The sequence below is a fragment of the Formosa sp. Hel1_31_208 genome (genome assembly GCF_900104785.1).
Lineage (GTDB): Bacteria > Bacteroidota > Bacteroidia > Flavobacteriales > Flavobacteriaceae > Psychroserpens.
The window spans coordinates 2,258,236-2,281,509 of sequence record NZ_LT629733.1 but is presented as its reverse complement, the minus strand read 5'-3'; the positions used below and the strand labels follow the sequence as shown (position 1 = coordinate 2,281,509).

Here is a 23,274-nt window from a genome sequence, read left to right as displayed (position 1 = left end):
GGTTAATGAATGTCAACGTATTCATGTATGGCTAGTTGCGTTGGCAAGCACTAAGTTAATAAATAGAAAACGAACCAGAAGAAAATCGGCTAGGATTTCTCGAGTATACACAGAACCAGCAATTAGTTTTACACGTTGTTTTAAGTAGTGCTTATCCTCAGCTTTGTATTAGAGAGTTTTGTTCGTCATTTTCTAATTTCGATATATTCAAAACGTCAATATGACATATATTTAAGTGAAAAAATGATAATTATTCTGAAAAATTGACAGCGAAAGAGATAATTTTAATAAAATATGGAGGACAAAAATATGGTAAATCCATTTTGGTACTTTTTTTGTTTTATTGAAGTCGAAATCAACGAAGATTTCAAATTCGAAATAATGTTTAAATTAAAATTTTGTAATTATGAGCAATTTAGTTAATGTTCCTAAAAACGGAAGTTTAGTGAACAGCAATTCAAACCAAAACTTCCCAACTTTGTCAAATTGGTTAGATGATATATTTAATCGAGACCTACCATCAGTAGTAACCTCAAACTTCAATACTGGAATTACTTTGCCAAAAGTTAACATCAAAGAAAGTGCTGATGATTTTACGGTAGAAATGGCAGTTCCTGGTCTTAAAAAATCAGATTTCCAAATTGACATTGATAATCAAGTATTATCAATCTCGACAGAGACAAAGGAAGAAAATAAACATAAAGAAGAAAATTATACTCGTAGAGAGTTTAGTTACTCTTCTTTCAAAAGAACCTTTGCTCTGCCTGAAAGTGTTAATGATGAAAAAATTAATGCCAGTTATAACGAAGGTATTTTAAGTATTCTCTTACCGAAAAAAGAAGAGGCAAAACAAAAGCCTGCTAGAAGCATTAAGATTTCATAATTGATTTTCTAAAATTTTTTGATTGAAGTATAAAGTATATAGTGGGAGCCCGAGTAATCGGTCTCCTCTATACTACTCAATAATGTTTAATCTCGAAAATCTAAAGCGATGAAAAAATATATTTTATTATTTATAATTGGCTTGTTAAGTGTCAGTTGCAACAGTCAAAATAATGACATAAAAAATACGGAAACAAAGAAAAGCGAAAAAAAAATAGTTAAAGAACCAAAAGGTACTTGGAAAGTCGATAAAGAATTTGACGAAAAAGGAAATTTAATTAGATATGATAGTATTTATTCCTGGTCATCCGATGATAAGTACAACAATTTATCGTTGTCAGCGCGTAATAGTTTGATGCAATCTTTTAAATCAAGATTTTTTACTAATTTTTCGGAATTTGAAAATCAAGGGTTTGAAGATGTTTTCTCTAAGGATTCACTTTTTACTAAACATTTCTTCAATGACAATTTTTTCGGAAGTGATTTTGGTTTAGATTTTATGGATATTGACAAAATAAGGCAACAAATGATCGTAAGACAGAAAAAATTTCTAGAAAAATATCAATCAGAATTTATGAAACCTGAAGGTGAAAACTAAATAGTTTTCGCTTTTTTTCTTGTCAGTACTGCTGTTCTTGCATTGCACACAACGCGTTTGTTTATGGTTAGTTGCGATTTTCTCTACCTTGGTGATTTAGAGTTGGCCGAATCGTTTTCTGCGAAAATTAGGATGGAAAAAGGAGTGAGGCAGAGCCAGTCTATTTTTCTTAGTCTTAAAAGAGAGTAAAAATTTATATAAGATTTTTTCCTTGACTTAACTAGCTAGAGCAATTGTGACTTAATATAATTCGATGGCAAAATTCCGTGTGCCTCCTGAAAACATTTAGAAAAATAAGTTGGACTACTAAACCCTGTTTGATAGGCAATTTCAGAAATATTTGATGTTTTTCTATCTAATAATTCAAGTGCTTTATTTAATCTATACTCTTTTAAAAAACTATTTGGAGATTTCCCGATTATAGACATCATTGTTCGGTATAATTTTGATTTACTTAGGCCTAAATTTTTACTAAAATCTAAAGCACTAGTCTTTGTGTCTTTCCAAACAGTATTAGTATAGTCAAGTAAATTAATGACAAATTCCTTTTCAACAGCAGTTAATGATTTAACACCATTTGTGTAAATAGGATTGTTTTGATTTTCACTTTCGTATAAATCTTTAATTTCAGGGGATATTATTATTTCACCTTTAATGATATAACACAAAAAGTTAGCTTCTTTTATAGTATCCTCAAAAATATTTTCATTTTCTGTTACAGGAACTCCAGCACTTAGACCTATATTAAACTCTAAATCTGGAGTAATAACACAATTGTATAATTCTTGAATTTTAATGGCACTTTGTACAGCATTTGTAACACAAGTAAATGACATTAAAAATGAATTTCCTTCTTGTTTAACAAGACGTCCATCTTCACTATTAATAATATTTATTATTGATTTTTTATAACCACGAATTGCTGCATTAAGAGTTTCAATATTTTCAGTTCTTAAAATATGTTTTTTGATATTAATAACCATTAATGTTCTAAAGGCTGATTCGTTAATAATATTGAGTTTAATATTTTGTGATTTTACTGGATCTTCAATGCGACCTAAAAAAGATTCTACAATAGTATCGTTTACTTCAATAATACGCTGAGGAATATCACCATGTGCCTCTTCATGTAAATCTATAATTGCCTGTTCATTGGGAGCTTCAATTAAACAAAATGCGGTTTGTCGTCTCTCATCACACCAATAAGTTAAGCCACGACAGTTATACTTATGCTCAATTTTTAAATCAGCTTGATGCATCTCAGCAACGTGTTTTGCTGTTATACCTTTTGGTACATCATGAAAATCCATATATATTGGCATAGTCTTTAAATTTTAAGTAATTTACTAATAATCTTGACAAGAGAAGCTACCTATTTGTATGTAGCTTCTCTTTAATTTTTTACTGTTCTGCTGTTGCTGGACTAATTAGTGTTGCAACTTCACTTATGGAATTTGCAGGAAAACCGCCCTTTTTTGCGTGTTCTTCAATTAATTCTTTATTCTCTGCTTTGTAAACACAATAGACTTTGTTACCAGTAACATAACTGTGTTGCCATTCAATTTTTGGTCCCATTTCTTTTAGGACTGAACATGATGTTTGTGAAATTCCTTTCAGTTGTTCAGCTGTTAATTCTCCTACTCCAGGAATAATACGTTCTATTACAAAAGTTTTCATAGTGTCATTGTTTTTGATTGTTGTTTGGTTTTCTTTTTGTTGTGCTTGAGAATAATTCAGATTAAACACAATTAGGACTAAAACTAATTTGAATGTTTTCATTATAAATGTTTTAATTATTAATACTTCAAAACTAAAACAGTTTATAATCAATTAATTATGCTTTTAGTCCAAAAAACCACAATTTTGGTTCAATGCTTTATTCTACTTGCAGGAAACGTGTTTGTGTATGGTTAGTAACGTCTTTCAGTAACTAATTTATCAAATACAAACCGAGAAGATTTTGGCAAGTAGGCTAGTACTGGCAATGAATTATTAACGGTGTTGCGCTTTCGTTATTTTTTTAGGAATTTGTATCAAAAATCAGATAAGCAATAAATAACAAAAAATAAATAGCCAGATAGAACATGTAGAAGTTTCTAAACTTTTTATATTCAAGATTTTCAGGATAGATATTTCCAAAAAGACCCTTAATTTCTTTCCAAAAAAGAGGTTTAATGTTAATTAACCAACTATCGGTTTGATATACAATTTTGCGGAATTTACTTCTATAAAAACTTAATGGTAATCCCCAAATCACAAAAAGTATAAACCAAATATTTTTAGTTATAAAATCCATTATCATTTATTTTTTTGGGAACCAAGGAAAAAAGGAATTTGTTTTTTGAATGTAATCTCTGTAATGAGGTTTTGTCTCTTTTAAAGTTTTTTCAAGTAAGCTCACACCTGATATTTTAATAATTAATAAAGTCATTATAATAGAACCTATTATTTGCCAGTAACTTCCGGCTGCAATACTAAAAATAGCATATGCCCACCAAACAGCTGAGTCGCCAAAATAATTTGGATGCCTTGTGTATTTCCAAAACCCTTTGTTTAAGACTTCCCCTTTGTTTTTTAAATTACTTTTAAAACGTGCTAACTGAAAATCGCCACCAGCTTCAAAAGTAAATCCAATAAGCCATACTACAATTCCTATATAATCCAATACATTGAGGGTTCCATTACTTGTACTTGCATTAATACCCAAAAGGGGTAAAGAAACAATCATAATCAAGGCTCCTTGTAATAAAAATGTTTGGAAAAAACTAAACCACCAATAGCGTTTTGCGCCATAATTTTTTCGGAATTCCTTATATCTAAAATCTTCTCCTTTGCCAATGTTTCTAAATGCAAGATGAATTGCAAGCCTAAGTCCCCAAATACTCACTAAAGTTAAAATCAATATTTTTCTAGCATTTAGTTCTCCTGAATTAAACACGTAAAACGTATTAATAACCACAAACCCAAAACCCCAAAAAATGTCTACAATACTTACATTTTTTATAAAAACACTCCAAATCCATAATAGAGTTACAAAAGCTAAAATAATTAAAGCTGCTTGATAAAATAGAGTTATCATAGGTTATTGGTTGGTCATAGTTTCTACTACCGAAGCTTCAGCCTAGTAGCAATGAAGCACAACGTGTTTGAGTTATGATGTGTTGCGTTGGCAAGAACTAAGTTAGTAAAAGAAACCGAACCAATAGGGGAATCCGTTAGGATTTTCCGAGTGCACAGAAACCTAGCAATTCAATATACACCTTGTTGTGCTGTCGTTATTTATTTTTAAGTCAGTTAATTTAATTCAAGTAATATGAAATCAACGAGATTATCAATTTTGCTAATTACACGATTGTATCTGTTAATTTTTTGAAATCGATGATATATAGAATTTTGCAATAAAGTAATGTAAACTCCATCGTTACTTAATAAGGTGTAGTCTTTAATTTTTATACCATTGGTGACATGCTTAAACTCATGATTTTGACTAGACAATGTTAAAGATGATTCATTGTCAATTTGATAATGGTTAACTACTAATGGTCGTAAATTCATTTGAGGGTTGTCAAATTTCTCAAATTCTCGACCTTCTTTTTTAGTTAATTCAAAATCTAATTCATTATTCTGTTATATATTTGAATGGTGTCGTTATCTTTAGAATAGAAGAAATCTCTTTTGGGGTTTAATACTGAAGAGAAGAAATTCCAAGACCTTTGATAGTCTTTGAGATGAACAAGATAAACAGAATCTTGATAGGTTCTCTTTAAGGTTTTTTCCATACTAGCCTTAGACATTAAAGAGCCATAACCAATCATTCCAACTTTACCTTTTTCTATAGTAATAACTTCTTTTTCTAAATTTTTATTACACCCAAACAAAATTGTTATAAGCATTATTAGAAAATATGTTTGAGCTGGTTTCATTATATTTTGATTTAATTAGTTTCTTTTAATATATGAGAGTTTTCAATGCAGACTAACGTATTCGTGTATGATTTGTGCGGCTGAAAATGCGCAGGGTTTTCAGATGTAGCAAATCAGTTGTTTAAATATATACATTTTAATTGCAGTATAATGTTAGCATTGATTATACACGATGTTAGTCTTTCGTTGTATCATATGAATTTATTAAGTAATTGAATAACTTTCTCTGGGCTTTTAATTTGGTACTTCGCTTTAGTTTTAGTGAAGCCTACTTTAATTGTATAAGCTGATTCGGGAGCCTCTTCAAACATGTATTCATCTGTCCAATCATCTCCAATTACGGTTATAAAATCGTAATCTTCATTCATTAAGACACGACTCATTGCTCTTCCTTTGTTAACACTACTGCTTTTTATTTCTATGACCTTATTGCCTTTAAGCACAGAAAGATCGTTATTGGTGACCATACTAGTTAAAACAGTATTTAACTCCATGGTACGTGTTCTTGAAAGTTCAGGATCTGCTTTTCTATAATGCCAAGCCAATGAATAGTTTTTTGTTTCAATAAAGGTTCCTGGTGTTCTGTCTACGAAGGTTTCTAAAATTGGACGAATATTATGCATCCAATCTGTTTTTAAACGCTCAATGATGACCCATTCATTATTCTGATATAACCAAACACCGTGATCAGTCACTAGATCATAGTTTTTATGTCCAAACCAGTTTTTAAAGGTCTCTTTATCCCTTCCACTTATTAGCACTACTGTTGTGTTTTTCTGTTTTTGAAGATTGTCTAAAAGTGTGTAAAGTTTTTCATCAGGTTTTGCATCCTGCGGATTATCTTTAAAACCAACCAATGTGCCATCATAATCTAAAAGCAAAAGTCTTTTCTTATTTTGATGGTAATCTGTGATCAAATTAACTTCATGTTCACCGATCATCTTTTTTGCAGTGTAGGTGTTTTTAAGCTGTTTGGAATTTTCTAAAGATTTCAAAAATTCTTCAGCCCATTTCTCTACATTGTAGCGTTTCAAACGTTTTTGCAAAAACGTCATGCGCTTTTGTTGTTCTTTTAATGGCATGGTTAAGGCATGATTCAAGTTTTCGGCAAAATCCTCAAAACTATTCGGGTTGATCAGTAAAGCTTCATTCATTTCAAGAGAAGCGCCAGCCATTTCACTTAAGATTAACACGCCATCTGTGTTTGTTCTCGTCGCCACATATTCCTTTGCAACTAAATTCATTCCGTCTCTTATAGGTGTAATTAGTGCGACATCTGATGAGATATAAAGATCGATTAATTTTTCAAAAGGCATAGATCTATAAAAATACCAAATAGGAGTCCAACTAACAGTTGCAAATTTTCCGTTAATCCGACCAACAAGTTCGTCTGTTTCTCGCTTTAGTTTTTGATATTGAGGAACATTTGATCGCGATGGAACTGCAAGCATAACCAAGCGCACCTTCTCTTTATAATCAGGATATTTATCTAAAAAATATTCAAAGGCTTTTATCCGATTGGGAATTCCTTTGGTGTAATCCATTCTATCAATTGATAAGATTAATTTTTTACCATTTAAAGTATGCTCTTCAAGGCGATTAAGAAGCTCTGATTTTTCTTTGTTTTTACGGTTGTGCTCCAGAGCTATACTATGAAATTTATCATAATCGATTCCCATTGGAAAGGAATCTACTTTTACAATTCTATCCTGATAGCTTATTTCATTAAAATGGACTTCTAATCTTAAAATTCGTTTAACAGAACTTAAAAAATGCCGTTCATAATCATATGTATGAAAACCTAGTAAGTCAGCACCAAGCAATCCAGTTAGGATTTCCTTTCGCCATGGGAATGTTCTAAAAATCTCATAGGACGGAAAAGGAATGTGCAAAAAGAATCCAATTGTAGCGTTAGGCCTTTTATCTTTTATGAGCTGCGGTAAGAGTAATAACTGGTAATCATGTACCCAAATAGTGTCCCCTTCTTCATAGTTGTCTATAACAACATCTGCAAATTTCTGATTGACACGTTTGTAAGCTTCCCATTCTTTCTGCTCAAATTTGGTGTATTCCATGAAATAATGAAACAATGGCCACAAAGCTCTATTACTGAAACCTTCGTAATAGTCCTCAATATCTTGGGTCGTTAAAGGAACAGAAACACATTTTTCTTTTTGAATCTCTTTAGTAATTTTTTTTGAAAGTTCTGTATTCAGTTTCTCTTCAGGAATACCAGACCAACCAATCCAAATTCCATTTCCTTCAGCGTGAACAGACTTCATACCAGTTGCCAAACCACCTACACTTGGTGTTATTTTAAGTGACGCATCTAGTATAGATACCTGAAGCGGTAATCGGTTGGAAATAACTATTGTTTTATTCAAAGTTAAAATTTGTATTTAAGAGTTTCATTTCGTTAATTTAAAGAAATTAAAATTGTTACCGACTTAAAAAGAAAATAGTTTTATGAATAATTTAGATTACGGCATTATAGGGAATTGTAGAAGCGCTGCACTGGTTTCTAAAACTGGCTCTATAGATTGGTGTTGCTTGCCAAAATTTAATTCTCCTTCAGTTTTTGGGAGACTTTTAGATCAAGAGATTGGAGGTTCATTTGCTTTTAATGTTGATGAGAGTTACACAATCAATCAATATTATATTGAAAACACAGCTATATTGGTGACCAGCTTTAGTAATGGGTCGGATGCTTTTGAAATTCATGATTTTATGCCAAGGTATCACAGGGGAAATGGAATATATTATTCGCCCCCAGAATTTATAAGGTATATAAAACATATTTCAGGAAAGCCAATCATAAGTGTAATATACAATCCAAAGCTAGAATACGCTAAAGGAGAAACAAACACTTATGTCAAAAATGATTTTGTGGTGAGTTTGACCAATAGCAGAGAGTTTGATACCTTATTTCTATATACTGATCTTAATAAAGAGGCTGTGGTTAATCACCAAACCATAACAATTACTTCAGATCACTTTTTTTTGGTAGGATATCACGAAAAGTTAAGTGCGCCAACCTTAAAAACGATATTTTTAGAATATGAACGTACAAAAGTCTACTGGTTAAATTGGATGGAACGTACACCAACTTATAAGCGATTTAATACACAGATTGCCAGAAGTGCTATGACATTAAAGTTGTTGAGTTATGATAAAACTGGTGCTGTTTTAGCCGCAGCCACAACATCTTTACCAGAAAGTATTGGAGAAGTTCGTAATTGGGATTATCGATTTTGTTGGGTACGCGATGCATCTATGGTAATTAAAGTGATGTCAAATTTGGGGCATCAAAATATTGGGAAACGTTATTTGCAATTCATTATTGATCAAATTCCAGATAAGGATGAAAAACTTCAGATCATGTATGGGATTGATGGTGAAAAGAAATTGACAGAAGAGTTTTTAGACCATTTATCTGGATATGAAGATTCAAACCCTGTACGTATTGGAAATGCTGCTTATAAGCAGAAACAAAATGATATTTACGGCATTTTGATGGATATGATTCATCAACTATTATTAAACTTCGGCAATGATATAGAAAATGGAGAAGAGCTATGGAATATTACCAAAGGAATTGTTTGGGTTGTAAATAAACATTGGCAAGAACCAGATAAAGGGATATGGGAGTTTCGAGGCGAAGATCAACATTTTACCTTTTCAAAAGTCTTGTGTTGGACAGCAGTTGATAAAGCAATAAAAGTAGCCAAAATATTAGGAAAAACAACCAAGTTAGCACGTTGGCAACTGTTGGAAGAGTCTATCAGAGAAGATATTATGGAACATTCATGGAGTGATACTGCACAGGCATTTACTCAAGCTTATGGATCGGATGATCTTGATGCTTCGGTGTTATTGATGGCGTCATATGGCTTTATTGAGGCGAAACATCCTAAATATGTAAGTACAGTAAAAGCAATTGAACGAGAGCTTTCTAATGACGGATTGTTATACAGATATAAGAATCAAGATGATTTTGGATTGCCGTCGTCATCCTTTACTATTTGTACATTCTGGTTTATCAATAGCTTATACTTAATAGGTGAGGAGGAAAAAGCGATTAAGCAATTTGAAAGACTCTTATCTTACAGTAATCATTTAGGGCTTTTTAGTGAAGATTTAGATTTTGAATCAAAACGACTTCTTGGGAATTTTCCACAAGCCTATTCACATTTAGCACTAATTGAAACAGCTATTAATTTATCTGAAATCACTGAAAAAAAAGTTAAACATATTTTATCTTAATTTCTCTCTCTTATTATTTTAAAATTTTCTGTTACCCTTTGAAAGCAAACTAATGAAGGCTAACGTGATTGTGTATGGCTCGTTGCGGAAAATCAGGTATGATTTTTCGCCGTAACCGAAAGATAGCAAATTGCAATGACACGAGCATAGCGAACTGGCGAAGCAATTCCGATTAGGAATTCAGCCGCAATGAACTATACACGGTGTTGGCAAACGTTAATTAGTCTTTTCACATTCAATTTTTTCATAAGCTTCCCATGAATAGTCTAATTTTTGAATAACCTGGTTTCCATTTTCATCTATTAGGAATGCATATTGGGATTGACCAGACAATGAAAAATTGTTAAGAGGGTTGTCATCTAAATAGACATTCCTAATTGAAGTTGGTTTCAGTATCTAATAATTAGGTTCTTCATCAAAATTGCTATTGTAAATCTGTAGTTTGCCTAAACTATCTATTTGAATTTCGATAAATATCTCTGGTGAAGAAAGACGACTTTTGGTGATTTGTTTATAGCATCCAATAAAAGTATTTTCATCATCTGAGGTCATTTTAACAACTTCTTGTTTAAGCACAAAACGCTATTTTTTATATATTTTGTTAGCTAAAGTTCTATATACAACCTTTTTCTTTCATCCAACCTTCTAAAAATTCTCGAGCATATTTAGTCGTAATTTCGTTGTATTGGGTGTAATAATTCCTTAAATCAAGTTCACCTCTAAATCCATTAAAATAATAGAAATACTCAATAGAAAGAGAATTGTAGTCAGCTCTGAGTATGTTTTTTTCACTTCGTTCATTATCAGTATCGTTTTCGTTTGCAGCCAACTCTCTTTCTATTTCTTGGTCTCTTTTCTTTATTATTCTTAAGTTTTGGTGTTGTGTTGGAAGGGCAAAAAATTTTTTGTTAACGGAATCTACTTGTTCGAGGTAAGAAACTATAGCTGTATCTACTTTATCATAGTCTTTCAGAACTGTTCGTAAGACCTTGCATTCTATCTTGTCAGTGCTGTAATTTTCGTTGCGCCTTGCATAACTTAGATCATCAAGGTGTAATGCTCGTTTTAAAGAATTGTAATATTGAGTTAATTCATCATAAGAATCGTAAACAGCTATTATTTCTCGAATTTCTGCCTCGTTATTAATAGCGGGATTGATTGAAATTTGTTCGCACAGTAAATTATAATTGTCAGCTTTGGTGCTTAATTCGATTATAGGATCTTGCAATTTCTGTTTTAAAAAGGTTAAAAAGTCTTTTTTAGAATATTCGTAACCTTCTTCTTTAGGAAAGCCTATTTCATATAATCCATTACTTGCTTTATCATGGTTGGAATAGTAGATGATTCTTTCATCATAATACATAAAAGCTTTATTAATAATGGCTTCAAAAGAAGATCGTTTGGAGTATTCGTAAGAAATAGAGTCCGCTTTAGTTAATAGTTCGGATATATAACTTCCATCTTTCTGAATCTCTTTTTTTAATTCATTTTGTGAAAATATAGGTGTGTAAAATACTAAGGCTAGTAGGAAAGTTAAAATATATTTCATGTTTGTTCTGTTTTTAATTTTTGCTAACGGTTTTGTGTATGGTTAGTTGCGTGTTTAAGCAACTAATTTAGTAAACAAAAACGAACGCGAGAAAATTCCGAAGGAATTTTCCAAATAAGCACTTGCCAAAGCAATTAATTATACACGGTGTTGCCCACAGTATTTATTCGGATTTTACATTTAAGCAATTTCGGTTATAATAATCTAAAATTTTCCATAGCTCATCATTTTTAAACTCTTTGTTTTCAACTTTGTCAATTAATGAGGGACAATTCTTAAAGTATTGTTTCATTGACTTTTTGAAACTTTTCGCAAATGGTATACCTTTAGTATATAAATGTTCAACTTGGTCACTTTCTCCAAAGCCAACATAATAACTGTATCTCGGAAAGTTAATTTCCGTGTAGCTGTTACGAGGTCGGTTACTTATATTTATTTTTTGTCCATTATCTAACTCAATTGTTTGCGGGTTGTCAACTCCATTAATATTAATTGGTTCATTCACGAATGAGTTTGTTAAAACACTACCGCTATAAGTTCGCACATAGAGGCTTAAACTATCAATAGAAACTATTTCCAATATTTCTGGGAACTTGTCTTTGTCCTTATATTTATATCGAAACTGTCTATAATAATCGTTTTCTAATATGTCTATTCCGATAACTTCTTTTGACTTATAACTTCTCCATTTTAGGCTGTCATTCTTGAATTTTATTGAAACGATTGATGAAATTCCGCTTATTTCGCCAAACCCATTAATTCTAGTACTATCTTTCAATATTAAAGTAGCTTTTCCACTTTGGGCAAAAGTTAAATAGCTAAACGAAATCAAAAATAGAGTTAAAATTGTTCTTATCAATTGTTTTTTCATATTGTGGGCAACGGTCTTGTGTATGATTTCGTTGCGTGTTTCAGCAACTAAATTAGCAAATACAAACAGAATAGAAAATTCGTGAGGATTTTCGTAAATAGGCACTTGCCTGAGCAATTAATTATGCACGTTGTTAGCCTTTCGTTATTTTTTATTTGTCAATTCGGCACTAAGACATTTAATCGAAACTTCATGATTTGTTGATTTTTTCTTCAAGCATTGCTTTTAATTTTTGAAGTTCCTCAAGCATAATGTTTTTCATTCTAATCGTAGCTCCTAAAGAACCTAATCTACCGTAGATTACATTCCAAGCCTCATTGTTGTTAAATAGTTTGGTGTAATCAACTTCGGGTCCATCTTTTGGTCTTTCATTTTCTAATCGCTTATAGCCTTGGGGAATATCAGAGTAACTTAGATTTTTAATTATGAAGGGCTTTATAATACTTATAAATTCATCATCTAACACTGCGGACCATGTAACACCTTGAACTAACAATATTTTTACGGTTTCAAACTGACTTTTAAGTTCTTCATCTTCTATTTTAGAAAGGTAACCTTTGGTTATAAACTCATCAAACAATTCCATGGAGTAATCATTAACAAAAGCAGTATTAAGCTCACCTACGGAAGATTTAAGTTCTTCAATATCAGCAGTACTTTGCGAATTTAAAATCTCAAGACTTCGTTTAAATTTATTTTCACTTGAATTTAATCTATCTAAATTCCTTTTTTGTTCCTGGATGTCGTTTCCTAAAGTAGAAATAAGTTTTATGTAATATGTATTTATGGTGTTTTGTTCAACGCGAAGTTGATTCCAGTTGCTGACTTGCAAAGCAATCAAAATTCCAATAACCACAAGCACAATCTCACCAATAGCATATTTAAAATACTTCCCAGTTTTATTTTCCATAAGTAAGTTTTGCCTAATTTTTCTAAAGAATTTTATCATTTGGTTAGTGGTTGGTCATAATGAAGGCTAACGGTTTCGTATATGAGCCGTTTTAATGGCTTATATACAATGTTGTATGCCGTTTTAATTTAGTTTTATAGTTCATTCTATTATTTCTATGGCTACATCATCTATCCAAACTGTTCCGGAGTCTCGGAGATATATTCCAAAGTTAATGGTATTTGCAACCTCGGTAACTTCTGCTTCAATCTGAATCGTTTCCCAATTTGCTGAGTTAATTCGAAATTCATCTAAACTATCAAACAATGGAGGTGACCCATTATGGGCACTTTGCAGTATATCAGGCTCGATTGCTAATCGGAAAAACGAAAAACCACGGTCTTTTACTTCAGATCGGGCGGTAGCAGTTATCCTAATTTTTTTTCCACGATAGGGCGTGGCATCAATCCTTTGTGTTAGGCTAGGAGTAATTTCTCCAAATTTAACTCCTTCGGGACGATGAATCATAGCGGCATGTTTCCCTTGGTATGGATTCTTATTGGTTACCAATAGTTCAACCCCCAGTCGTTGAAATTTAGACCAAACCATCCAACCGCTTGGTTCTTCGCCATCAAAGTCCTCTTCGAAATCCAGATTCGTTGGCGTATCTAATTTTTTATTAAGCATCCAGATATATTCATAAGCGTCATCATTGACTGATATTACCGGGCTGGTTCTATCCAAATAGACAAGGACATCATAAGCCTCGGCAGGGATGTAAGACCAAAAATAGTCCTCGGGCTTTTTTTCATCATATCCTCCTCCAGAATGTCTGGTAGGACGTTCTGTATAGAACCATTCACGAACAGGGCCTTTCTTTGGTAACTCATGCATATCCAACACTGCTAGAGAATGCTGTGTAGCGGCCAATGTGTTTTCTAACGTGCCAGGAGGAGCTTGACCAAGAGAGAAGTTGAACATCCCTTTGGAAGGGATATTGGTATCAATCGCTTTAAATCCACCTCTATTAAAAAACAACCCGAATATTTTTAATTGGTCTCCATACATCTTTCGTAGGTAATAACCGTGCATATTAATGTCATCCTTTGGAGAAGCATTCGATACGTGGCAATTATGTGCCCAGACTATGGCCTTAGAAGACTCTCCTTCCTGATCAAGCATCCATTTGATGTTTTCAGCCTGACCTTTATCTCGTATTTCATCATAATTTTCACCATCATTAAAACACGCTTCTATCCACAACTCTACTTGCCGTGCATAATGTAGTGCCCATACCCATTCCTTTTCGGTAGTTTTAGATTTATAAGTCTCTTTGTTTTGCTGGAAAGCATTCATCACATTTTTTATTGCCAATAAACTCGCTTCATCATATTCTTTAGGAATATAGGGCCTTCGTCCCAAGGAGATTGGCTCGGAAAATTGAATTTCAAGAATGGCTAATTCAGCTTTAACAGATTGATATAATTCTGTGTCTACCTTTTTTATGTAGTCCAACATTACTCGTGCTGATCGCTCAGGATCCTGCATGTCAAAACCGTAGAACTTTAATTTGGTAGTATGAGCAGAATCTGCATTGTAGGCACGCATCCATTTTAACAATTCCACAAACTCTTTTGTATCCCAGGTCGAAAAATAAATGCCTGCCAAAGCCTCTTCCGGAGTTCCGATACCTTCTAAAATATATTGATTAACATCGAATGCTTCTCCAAAGGGGCATTCCAAAGCGAATAAGTTAAATCCTTCTTCAGTGACGAGATATTCGACAAAGCGGTGTTTCAATTGAAATACCTCACGATTACCATGGGTGGGTTCCCCCAAGGAAACGATTCGTGCGTTACTTATGATTTTACCAATTGGAGTGAGGTCTTCAAATCCATTTCCAGCTTCTACGGTCTTAAGTGGGATAGCATGATCTACTATCCAATCTGAAACATAGTCATCAGTTGATTTCTGTTTACATGAGGTCAGCAGAACAAAAAGGAGACATATAATACTTAGAATTTTCATGCTAGCCGGTTTTAATAGCATACAACGTCTTCGTGTATGAGTAGTAGCGAAATAAAAAGCACCACTTTTCAGGAAGTAATTTACAAAATAAAAAAGAATAGCGATTTGAATTAGAACTCAAATCGCTATTACTTATACTCGTTGTTGTAGCACGTTTTGGTTTAAGGTCTCGCTTCCAAAATTAAGTTAAATGGTGTTTCTGTTGCTCTTTTGAAACTGCTGAACCCTCCAGCTATAATCGTATCTTTTAATCGTTTTTCTCCAGATTGCGCTCCTAAAGCTTTCCCAACTTCTTGATTTAAAGAACAAGGTACACAAAGCATGGTAGAAAACGCGTAAAATGCACGCCCAACAGGATTTAGGTTCTCGGCTAAGGAATCTTGAGCAAAAGGTTCAACAATCATACATGTGCCATCTGGTTTCAATGCATTCTTAGCGTGAGCGCAAGCACCTATAGGATCTCCCATATCGTGCAAGCAATCAAAGAATGCAATAAAATCAAAATCTTTTCCGGTAAAATCTTTAGCAGTAGCAACTTCAAAAGAAATATTTGTAATTCCGGCTTCTTTTGCTCTCTCTTTTGCTTGTTCTATAGATTTATCGTGATAATCATAGCCAATAAAAGTAGAATTTGGAAATGCTTTTGCCATAATAATAGTTGAAGCTGCATGACCACAACCAATATCGGCTACTTTTGCACCATGATGTAATTTTTCTACAACGCCATCTAAAGCTGGTAACCAGTTACCAATTAAATTACCTTCATACGAGGGACTGAAAAACTTTTCTGTACCACAGAATAAGCAACTATTATGATCTCCCCAAGAAACACCTTCGCCCGTTTTAAAAGCATTTTCAATTTTTGATTCATCAAAATATAAGGATGAAATAGCATAGAAAGCACCTGTCATAAACACAGGACTTTTTGCATTACCAAAAACCGCAGTTTGTTCGGGTGTCATTGAAAAGGTGTTGCTATTCTGATTGTAATTAATATAACCCGAAGCAGCTTGAGCGGAAGCCCATTCTCTTATATAGCGTTCTGCAGTGTTTGTTGCATCTGCCAATTGTTGTGATGACATTTCGTTAGATTCTGATAATGTTTTGTAGAGCCCTAATTTATCACCGATGGTTATTAGAGGTCCATTGGCCGCAGCGCCCATTTCTGTTACAACTTTCCCTAATAAGTCGTGTAATTTGTTTTCGTTTAATTCCATATGATTCAGATTTTAATGCGTTATTAAATACTAAATCAAAGATTAAACATTAAATCTTCTGGCAATTTGCTCTAAAGTTCAAATAGTGTTCTCTAAAGCCCAAGTTTATTAAATGTGAGGTTTATGAGTCAAGAAGCCCTTGTTTGAATTTATTAGGCGGTAATTGGTACTTGTTTTTAAAAGCTTTAATGAAATGAGAGCTATTAATAAAGCCAATTTCATAACATATCTCGTTAACATTTAAATTGTTTTCTAACAAAAGTTCTCTAGCATATTCAAGTCGCTTGTTTTTTAACCAAGATGAAGGTGTAGTTTTGAATTGGGTTTGAAAATCTCTTTTAAAAGCAGACAAACTTCTTCCACTTAAAATAGCGAACTCAGATATCTTTAAATTGTATTGAAAATTGTTTAGCATAACATCTTCAATATTTATTTTTGAGTATTCACTTGTTCTTTTGTTAATTGAATTTTGAGCAGTACTCTCTTTTGATTTAATAGGCCTTATACCTGTTATAAATTCTTCAATCTCAGCAATTACTGAATGAGTGTCACCAACCCAAAAGAGATGATCATTACCTTGTAGTTCAACGAATTTTGCATTTGGTATTTTGTCAGCTAAATATTTTCCTTCTTCTATATTCACATCTTTATCACCAGTTCTATGAAGTATTAATGTAGGAACTTTGATAGATTTTAATACAAGACTTATATCTGCTACAGTATTCATTTTGGCAAGTGCAAGTGCAGCTCCAGGGCTTGCTCCTGATCGCAGATAACTTGCGAACCAATCATAATACTTTTTATCTTCAATTAAAGAAGGCATAAGATACTCAAGCCCCATCTTTTGGCCATTTCCCCATTCCTTCTGGATAGTCTGATAGAATGATTCACGTTGTTCTGGTTTTGGTGCCCAAGGATATTCCGCTGAGTATTTTCGCTTTGCGAATACACCAAATGTTATTAATGCTACTGTGCGTTCTGGAAAAGTCGCAGCGTAAAGGGAAGAAGCAGTGCCTCCTTCAGAGTGTCCAAACAAAATTGCTTTTTTTGATCCTACGGCCTTCAAAACACAACTAATATCATCCATCCGTTCTTTTAACGAGCATGTAGCACTAACTCTATCGGATAATCCAGTACCTCTCTTATCGAACAATATCAATCTTGAAAATTTGGTGATTTTATTTAGAAAAGTGGAAATTTTCGAATCAGTCCATAAAATATCAATATTAGATATCCAACCAGAAACATATATGAAGTCAACAGGCCCATTTCCAATAACCTGATATGCTATGTTTATATCTCCGTTTTTGGCATACTTTGTTAATGGTTTCATTGAATTTATTGGGTGATTTTAGAATGTGCTACAACGGTATAGTATATGAGTAGTATCGGATTTCTAATCACAAACCTTTCGGTTTTGCACTGACCATTATTTTAAGTTTATATTTTCGTTTTATCACTTAAACCGTTATTACTTATATACAATGTTGTAAATAGTTTTTAATCGGATTTGTATTGCTCTATATATTTTTTGATTTCAGTATGGTTATATTTTACAGCATATTGAAGCGCAGATTTCTTATTTGTAGCATTTAAATCAGCTCCATTTTTGAGTAAGTGCTTCACGGCATCTAATTGCCCGTATTTAACAGCATACATTAAGGGTGTTTTTCCACTGCAATTTCCCTCTAAATCTGCCTTTTTACTTACAAAGTATTTAAGCGACTCTATAGATTCAGATTTAATACTCACTGCCAAATAATTATACAATCCACCGTTTATTTCATGACACTTATCTAAACTTTCTATATCAATGAGTTCCTCTATTTTTTGGATATTTCCATCCTTAATTGCATTTAATAATTTTAAGCTAATATCTGTTTTACTTGTAGCATCCTCTTCAGAAGATATCGAACTTGTACAAGTGTCACAAAACAAACTTTTAAAGAAAGAGGCAACACGATTAATTCTGTAATCCTGACCATCTTTGGACCTGTATATACCATGACCACCACCTAAGACTATTGTTAAATCATTGCATACTCCTGCTTCGGTTAACATTTCATGAATTGGCTTAGATCCAAATCCGGTTTGACTTTTGCCAATAGGCACTGTTTTATCTAAATCGCCATGAAAAGAAATGGTTGGAATTAATTCTCCAGAGTTAAAAACAATAGGTTGAACCGCTCCCATGAAGTTATATATTCCCTTAATTGTTAAAGTTTGATCCTTATTTGTTACAGAAGATTCTAAAGAACCTAGAGTTGATTCAAATTGTGGTAATACCATATTCCATTCCGATTGACTTGCATAACTTGTAAAAAGAGAGGTGACTGCTCCTGCACTAGATCCACCAATAAAGATCCATGATCTGTCAATTTTCAATCTTTCTGCCTGAGAATCTATATACCTGAGTGCAGTATTAGCGTCTTGCTGTGCTCTATATACCGCTTTTTGAATATCACCTCTAACATTTGGATCAAAACCTAATCGATAGCTCATGGTAGCTACAACAAATCCTCTTTTGGCAAATTCGTTAGAATGATAAATCATACTTTCTCTACTACCTCCATGAAAACCGCCGCCATGAATAAGAAGTATAAAAGGGCGTTTTTCTATAGGGTCTATTTTATTGTTAGGGAAAAATAAGTCCATTTTTAGGTCTTGTGACTTCCCTGAATAATCAATAGCATTGCCATAGGTTATATTTTTGAGTGAATCAATTTGTGTGTCCGAGAAATACTCAAAAGCTGTAAACCTCTTGTCTTGGTCACATAATTGCCCTGAAACGTAGTTTGTTGTTAATACCAAGCATAAGATTAATAATGGTTTAATGTTTTTCATGAACTTAGTGTTCTTTAAATTATTTACAACGGAATTGTGTATGGTTAGTTGCGTGATTAAGCAACTAATTTAGCAAATAAATCACAGATAGAATATTCCGCAGGAATGTTCGTAAGTCGGCAGTGACCAAGCAATTAATTATACACGGTGTTGTGCTTTCGTTATTTTTTACTCAATTCTTGGTTTATTAGTTCGTTAAGAGAATGCATCTCATTTTCAAAATTAGAATAGGTAGGTTCTTGTAGTGCAGTCCCAGATAAAAATAATTCGTAAAGCAAATTTTCGAATTCTTTTAATCTTATTAAATTTTTGTTGCTGCCTCTAGTACTCGATAAATCTAATTCGAACTGTTTGGACAAGCCCAAGTCCTCGGTGATAATTCGAATATCTCCAGATTTATTCATTAAATTCTTTATTTTTTCTATGACATTGTTTACTTGCTCTTCTTGTAATCTCACTACATTAATTTTACTTTCCCAAGATGCTAAAATTCCGCGAATACTGTCATTCTCAATATCTTTTAAACCTCCTGAATATATTATTTGGTTCAAGGCTCCATTTTCATACTGAATAAATAAATCAGAACTAACATTTGTGGCTAAAAGCATAGATATATTACTTTCGGTTAAATCATTTAATAGAACTTCAGAATTAATTACATTCAACATATCCCGAGTAGCATTTATTATTCGGGTCAATTCCGCTGTTTCTACAGAAAGCGAGTTAATATTACTAGTCATCTCACGTTTAACCAACATTAGATGGTTTTCTTGCTGTTTCTGAATGGTATTTTGTTGGTTTAGATTATTTAGATATAGTGCAATCAAAATCCCTATAACAACAAGAATAATTTCTCCAATAGCGTATTTAAAATACTTTCCAGTTTTATTTTTTTCCATAAGGTCGTAACGTATTTTTCTAAAGAATTTTATCATTTGGTTAATGGTTGGTCATAATGAAGCACAACGGTTTTGTGTATGGCTCGTTGCGGGAAATCAGCTATGATTTTCCGCCGTAACCGAAAGATAGCAAATTGCAATGAATTCCGATTAGGAATTCAGCCGCAATTAGCTATACACGTTGTTACCATACGTATTTTATTCCTTAATAATTTTCTTTAATTCAGCCGAATATACTCTTACGTTGTCCTGCATTCCAATCCATTTTTTAAACTTTTCGTAAAGGGTTTTCGGTTCGATAAACTCAATTTCATACAATTCAGATTCACGAAATTCAGTCGGATAAACGATTCGAGTATTCCATTTCGAACTATTTGTCAATTCAGCGCTCAAATCCGAATTCAATACTTTTCCTAATTCCGTTAAAAATTCCGTCATTCCGTCCGTATACATTGGTATTTCAATCCAATTTGTTTGAGTTATAAAAGTCAGAAACCAATCATCAATGAATGGTCCATCTGAAGTTGTAAACTCACCAATTGCTTTTATTTCCGAAACATCTATTTTCAGAGGATTTATTCCACCAATAATTTCAACTGTATTTTTATCAGTCAGTTTTATTATTCCGTATTTTTCTTCTTTTTCGATGGTTTTCTGATATGTATGGTAACGTCTAGTATATGAGCCGTCCCGATATCTATCGGGATAATGGCTTATATACATTGTTAGTGGCTGTCATTAATTTTTAATAATTCGATTTCCAATTCATTATTACGCATCACTTTAAAGCCCGTTATTAGTCCTTCCTTTTCCAAAAACCTAATTCTGTTATTAGGATTGAACCATATTGATTCTTGATTATGAATTATTGTTGAGTGAGCGGTTGTACTATCTACAAAACTTAAATAATTGATGTCTGGCAACGACAAATCTGAATACTCGATCCGATTAACCAATTGGCCATACTCATACCTTATTTTCACATTTATGCTGAAACCATCTGCATACTCACCAATGTAAGTGCCAATGTACTTTTTTGCTTCTTTATCATCAAGCTTCATAAATTTGACATTATTATCCTTTACCCTGACGTGATTTGGAGACGGCTGTAAATCAAATAACCCAATTTGCCAAATTAGATTAATAAATGCTTCTCTGTGTGATCTTCGCTTCCAAGAATGGGTAGCGTAAATAACTATTACATTTTCTGAGGGAAAAGCTACGGCATACGAACGCATAATTCCTCCATGATTAAACTCCAGGGGCATATTTGAAAACTTTGAAGGAGTGAAGCGCCAACCCAACCCATACTTTTTTGTGGTATCGCTTTCAACTATATTGGGATTAGAATTTGAGAATGCTTGATTAATACTTTCTTCGGCTAATAATTTGTGGCCTCCATAAGATCCCCTGTTCATCCAAAACTTCATAAACAATGCGTAATCTTCGGCAGTCGAAAAAATACCAAAGGAACCTGCATAAGCAGGCCAGTTTAAAGCTTCAAAATTATCAATTTTATCGTAAGCCTTCTTTACAGAGCTCCATCTGTAGAGTGGTGGTATTTTTTCATTAACCGATTCATTTAATGGATATACATGCGTATTGCTTAAGTTTAAAGGATTCAGGATATTTTCTTCTGTTAGAAGTTTTGCTGGTTTACCTGTTGCTACTTCTGCAATTAGCATCAAGGCGGCGTTGTTATAATTTGTATAATGATGAACACCTACTGAAATATTAGGGCCCATTGATGTCCATGATGTAATCCAGTCGGATAGATTTTTGTATTGTCCAATATTTTCATGATTAACTCCATCAGGTCCCCAACCAGTATAACCGCTTGTATGATTCATTAGATTTCTGATTGTAACAGAATCATTTGGGAAATTATATATGAATTTTTGAGCAGGCTCATCTAAAGAAAGTATACCTTTTTCAGACAATTGCAAGATTAGGGTTGTGGAAAATGGTTTTGACATAGAAGAGGTATGATATATAGCTCCCTTTTCCATTTTCTTATTTTGTTCTTTATTAAACCATCCAAAAGATTCATGAAAAATAGTATAATCGTCTTTGATGATTAAAACTTCTCCACCGACTAAATCTCCAGTCTCAACCCAAGAACTTATCTCATCTTTAAGGAAGCTTAGTTTTTCGCTAGAGATACCTACCTTATTAGCATCAATAGATGGAAATATTGACCCACCTTCTGTTTGAATCTTTTCTTTCTTGTCACAAGAAGACAATATGACTCCGAATAAAATTAGGCAATATGAAAGCTTTCTTAAGTTCATGATTTAGTTTTTACGATTGCCACTAACGTCTCGGCTATGGTTAGTACGGGAATTAAAATTACTGAATTTCCGATTAAGCACTTAGCCAAAACTTTTTATTTTGTTTTATCTTTTTAGTTCTAAAGCCAAATCAAAAAGATTTGGCGGACTTCGTTTAAATCTCTAAACTTTGGTTTAAGCACCAAAACCCGTATTACTTATAGCTATTGTTGGCATTTCGTTATTACTATTTATTATTATTAGTTTTTAATTCAAAGTACTTTAAACCAAAACTCATAGAACATTTATGGACAAACTATAACATTCTTCTAGATGTTTCAAGATGTGGCATGAGAAAAAATCCGCAAAAAAGGTTTGAAAAAATAATTAATTATCTTTTTCAACTTCTATAGCATAAGGCACTTTTATTTTTATCTCCCCAAGTTCTAAAGGAATTTCACTGTGGTTACCGTATATCTTTATATTGCTATATTTATCATCCGTAGCATTTATAATTCTATATTGACCTTCACAAGCCTCTTTTACCATTGGCTCGATTATAATTACAAAGGTCTCCCAATTTACACAAGGTAAAACATCTATTCCTTTTAGTTCTCCATTACTTTGTAATATTTCTTTTAATAATACTGGTATTGCTCCACTTTCAGATAAAGCTAATCTGAAGTTTCCAACTTTTAATCCAATAAGATTATATTCATCTACATGGTCCATTTCTTTCCAATTATATTTTACTTGAACATTACCTTTGTCCGTTACTCCTTCCATTTTGCTTTTGTAAAAAGTTATAGCTTCTTTAACTGTTTTTTCACACTTTGGTGTAAAAGTTTGGGCTGAAATACCCCTGCTTAAAACGATAGAAAGGATCAGGAAAATTAATTTTCTCATAATTTGTGTTTAATTATAATTTTTATAAAAGCAATATTTGGTCAACTTTTGAAGAAGACGGTTTTTTTAATTTCGTTAATATTTCGATTATTTCTTGGTTCATCTCAAATGAATGCCAACGTTGTTGTGTATGGT

20 protein-coding genes are annotated in these 23,274 nt (G+C 32.8%); 3 read left to right on the top strand and 17 right to left on the bottom strand.

The window, feature by feature from the left end; genetic code table 11:
* The first annotated feature begins 406 nt into the window (after positions 1-406).
* On the top strand, positions 407-883 hold the full coding sequence (locus BLT57_RS10265; RefSeq protein ID WP_091425458.1) for an Hsp20/alpha crystallin family protein: 477 nt from the start codon (positions 407-409) through the stop codon (positions 881-883).
* Positions 884-991: 108 nt separating this feature from the next.
* Positions 992-1,480, top strand: coding sequence for a hypothetical protein (locus tag BLT57_RS10260; protein WP_091425456.1), 489 nt, complete (start codon positions 992-994; stop codon positions 1,478-1,480).
* A 224-nt stretch (positions 1,481-1,704) separates the two neighbouring features.
* Here BLT57_RS10260 and BLT57_RS10255 read toward each other — a convergent pair whose 3' ends face one another.
* The 5 genes from BLT57_RS10255 to BLT57_RS10225 all read right to left on the bottom strand — a co-directional run bounded on the left by BLT57_RS10255 (position 1,705) and on the right by BLT57_RS10225 (position 7,787).
* Positions 1,705-2,802, bottom strand: a complete 1,098-nt coding sequence (locus tag BLT57_RS10255; protein WP_091425455.1) for a nickel-binding protein — start codon at positions 2,800-2,802, stop codon at positions 1,705-1,707.
* A 79-nt stretch (positions 2,803-2,881) separates the two neighbouring features.
* On the bottom strand, positions 2,882-3,259 hold the full coding sequence (locus BLT57_RS10250; RefSeq protein WP_231928682.1) for a DUF4242 domain-containing protein: 378 nt from the start codon (positions 3,257-3,259) through the stop codon (positions 2,882-2,884).
* A 523-nt stretch (positions 3,260-3,782) separates the two neighbouring features.
* On the bottom strand, positions 3,783-4,559 hold the full coding sequence (locus BLT57_RS10240; protein ID WP_091425451.1) for a DUF1295 domain-containing protein: 777 nt from the start codon (positions 4,557-4,559) through the stop codon (positions 3,783-3,785).
* Between the two features lie 532 nt (positions 4,560-5,091).
* Positions 5,092-5,403: a hypothetical protein gene (locus BLT57_RS10230; protein WP_091425446.1), complete on the bottom strand. Its 312-nt coding sequence runs from the start codon at positions 5,401-5,403 to the stop codon at positions 5,092-5,094.
* Positions 5,404-5,594: 191 nt separating this feature from the next.
* Positions 5,595-7,787, bottom strand: coding sequence for a bifunctional alpha,alpha-trehalose-phosphate synthase (UDP-forming)/trehalose-phosphatase (locus tag BLT57_RS10225; protein ID WP_091425445.1), 2,193 nt, complete (start codon positions 7,785-7,787; stop codon positions 5,595-5,597).
* A gap of 82 nt (positions 7,788-7,869) precedes the next feature.
* Between BLT57_RS10225 and BLT57_RS10220 the strand changes: the two genes are divergently transcribed.
* Positions 7,870-9,666: a glycoside hydrolase family 15 protein gene (locus BLT57_RS10220; protein WP_091425443.1), complete on the top strand. Its 1,797-nt coding sequence runs from the start codon at positions 7,870-7,872 to the stop codon at positions 9,664-9,666.
* A 396-nt stretch (positions 9,667-10,062) separates the two neighbouring features.
* Here the strand turns inward: BLT57_RS10220 and BLT57_RS14070 are convergent, their stop codons facing one another.
* From BLT57_RS14070 to BLT57_RS10165, 12 genes are all read right to left on the bottom strand, one after another.
* Positions 10,063-10,242: a hypothetical protein gene (locus BLT57_RS14070; protein ID WP_157717173.1), complete on the bottom strand. Its 180-nt coding sequence runs from the start codon at positions 10,240-10,242 to the stop codon at positions 10,063-10,065.
* 37 nt (positions 10,243-10,279) lie between these two features.
* Positions 10,280-11,215, bottom strand: a complete 936-nt coding sequence (locus tag BLT57_RS10215; protein ID WP_091425442.1) for a hypothetical protein — start codon at positions 11,213-11,215, stop codon at positions 10,280-10,282.
* A gap of 163 nt (positions 11,216-11,378) precedes the next feature.
* Complete coding sequence (locus tag BLT57_RS10210; protein WP_157717172.1) at positions 11,379-12,086, bottom strand: hypothetical protein; 708 nt, start codon at positions 12,084-12,086, stop codon at positions 11,379-11,381.
* A gap of 190 nt (positions 12,087-12,276) precedes the next feature.
* Entirely contained in the window at positions 12,277-12,996 is a 720-nt protein-coding gene (locus BLT57_RS10205) for a hypothetical protein (protein WP_172827420.1), read from the bottom strand.
* 141 nt (positions 12,997-13,137) lie between these two features.
* Positions 13,138-15,003 carry an erythromycin esterase family protein gene (locus BLT57_RS10200; RefSeq protein ID WP_157717171.1) on the bottom strand — a complete coding sequence of 622 codons (1,866 nt, stop codon included), beginning with the start codon at positions 15,001-15,003 and terminating at the stop codon, positions 13,138-13,140.
* Between the two features lie 161 nt (positions 15,004-15,164).
* The gene (locus tag BLT57_RS10195; protein ID WP_091425434.1) at positions 15,165-16,220 is read right to left on the bottom strand and encodes a class I SAM-dependent methyltransferase; all 1,056 of its coding nucleotides are present in this window, start codon (positions 16,218-16,220) and stop codon (positions 15,165-15,167) included.
* Between the two features lie 121 nt (positions 16,221-16,341).
* A complete protein-coding gene (locus BLT57_RS10190; protein ID WP_091425432.1) occupies positions 16,342-17,553 on the bottom strand; it encodes an alpha/beta fold hydrolase in 1,212 nt (403 codons plus the stop codon).
* A gap of 167 nt (positions 17,554-17,720) precedes the next feature.
* Positions 17,721-19,064, bottom strand: coding sequence for an ankyrin repeat domain-containing protein (locus BLT57_RS10185; RefSeq protein ID WP_091425431.1), 1,344 nt, complete (start codon positions 19,062-19,064; stop codon positions 17,721-17,723).
* A gap of 161 nt (positions 19,065-19,225) precedes the next feature.
* Positions 19,226-19,963: a hypothetical protein gene (locus BLT57_RS10180; RefSeq protein ID WP_091425429.1), complete on the bottom strand. Its 738-nt coding sequence runs from the start codon at positions 19,961-19,963 to the stop codon at positions 19,226-19,228.
* Positions 19,964-20,161: 198 nt separating this feature from the next.
* Positions 20,162-20,686 carry a hypothetical protein gene (locus BLT57_RS10175; RefSeq protein WP_091425428.1) on the bottom strand — a complete coding sequence of 175 codons (525 nt, stop codon included), beginning with the start codon at positions 20,684-20,686 and terminating at the stop codon, positions 20,162-20,164.
* 2 nt (positions 20,687-20,688) lie between these two features.
* Positions 20,689-22,254: a serine hydrolase gene (locus tag BLT57_RS10170; RefSeq protein ID WP_091425426.1), complete on the bottom strand. Its 1,566-nt coding sequence runs from the start codon at positions 22,252-22,254 to the stop codon at positions 20,689-20,691.
* A 366-nt stretch (positions 22,255-22,620) separates the two neighbouring features.
* Positions 22,621-23,139 (bottom strand): hypothetical protein, encoded by a 519-nt coding sequence (locus tag BLT57_RS10165; RefSeq protein WP_091425425.1) that lies wholly within the window; start codon positions 23,137-23,139, stop codon positions 22,621-22,623.
* Between the last annotated feature and the right edge of the window lie 135 nt (positions 23,140-23,274).

What these genes read in the sequence shown, in the direction of transcription:
- BLT57_RS10215 (WP_091425442.1), bottom strand. Translation starts at nt 11,215, where the DNA reads ATGAAATATATTTTAACTTTCCTACTAGCCTTAGTATTTTACACACCT.
- BLT57_RS10165 (WP_091425425.1), bottom strand. Translation starts at nt 23,139, where the DNA reads ATGAGAAAATTAATTTTCCTGATCCTTTCTATCGTTTTAAGCAGGGGT.
- BLT57_RS10260 (WP_091425456.1), top strand. Translation starts at nt 992, where the DNA reads ATGAAAAAATATATTTTATTATTTATAATTGGCTTGTTAAGTGTCAGT.
- BLT57_RS10175 (WP_091425428.1), bottom strand. Translation starts at nt 20,686, where the DNA reads ATGTATATAAGCCATTATCCCGATAGATATCGGGACGGCTCATATACT.
- BLT57_RS10210 (WP_157717172.1), bottom strand. Translation starts at nt 12,086, where the DNA reads ATGAAAAAACAATTGATAAGAACAATTTTAACTCTATTTTTGATTTCG.
- BLT57_RS10250 (WP_231928682.1), bottom strand. Translation starts at nt 3,259, where the DNA reads ATGAAAACATTCAAATTAGTTTTAGTCCTAATTGTGTTTAATCTGAAT.
- BLT57_RS10200 (WP_157717171.1), bottom strand. Translation starts at nt 15,003, where the DNA reads ATGAAAATTCTAAGTATTATATGTCTCCTTTTTGTTCTGCTGACCTCA.
- BLT57_RS10170 (WP_091425426.1), bottom strand. Translation starts at nt 22,254, where the DNA reads ATGAACTTAAGAAAGCTTTCATATTGCCTAATTTTATTCGGAGTCATA.
- BLT57_RS10185 (WP_091425431.1), bottom strand. Translation starts at nt 19,064, where the DNA reads ATGAAAAACATTAAACCATTATTAATCTTATGCTTGGTATTAACAACA.
- BLT57_RS10240 (WP_091425451.1), bottom strand. Translation starts at nt 4,559, where the DNA reads ATGATAACTCTATTTTATCAAGCAGCTTTAATTATTTTAGCTTTTGTA.
- BLT57_RS10180 (WP_091425429.1), bottom strand. Translation starts at nt 19,963, where the DNA reads ATGGAAAAAAATAAAACTGGAAAGTATTTTAAATACGCTATTGGAGAA.
- BLT57_RS10190 (WP_091425432.1), bottom strand. Translation starts at nt 17,553, where the DNA reads ATGAAACCATTAACAAAGTATGCCAAAAACGGAGATATAAACATAGCA.
- BLT57_RS10220 (WP_091425443.1), top strand. Translation starts at nt 7,870, where the DNA reads ATGAATAATTTAGATTACGGCATTATAGGGAATTGTAGAAGCGCTGCA.
- BLT57_RS10255 (WP_091425455.1), bottom strand. Translation starts at nt 2,802, where the DNA reads ATGCCAATATATATGGATTTTCATGATGTACCAAAAGGTATAACAGCA.
- BLT57_RS10205 (WP_172827420.1), bottom strand. Translation starts at nt 12,996, where the DNA reads ATGGAAAATAAAACTGGGAAGTATTTTAAATATGCTATTGGTGAGATT.
- BLT57_RS10230 (WP_091425446.1), bottom strand. Translation starts at nt 5,403, where the DNA reads ATGAAACCAGCTCAAACATATTTTCTAATAATGCTTATAACAATTTTG.
- BLT57_RS10195 (WP_091425434.1), bottom strand. Translation starts at nt 16,220, where the DNA reads ATGGAATTAAACGAAAACAAATTACACGACTTATTAGGGAAAGTTGTA.
- BLT57_RS10265 (WP_091425458.1), top strand. Translation starts at nt 407, where the DNA reads ATGAGCAATTTAGTTAATGTTCCTAAAAACGGAAGTTTAGTGAACAGC.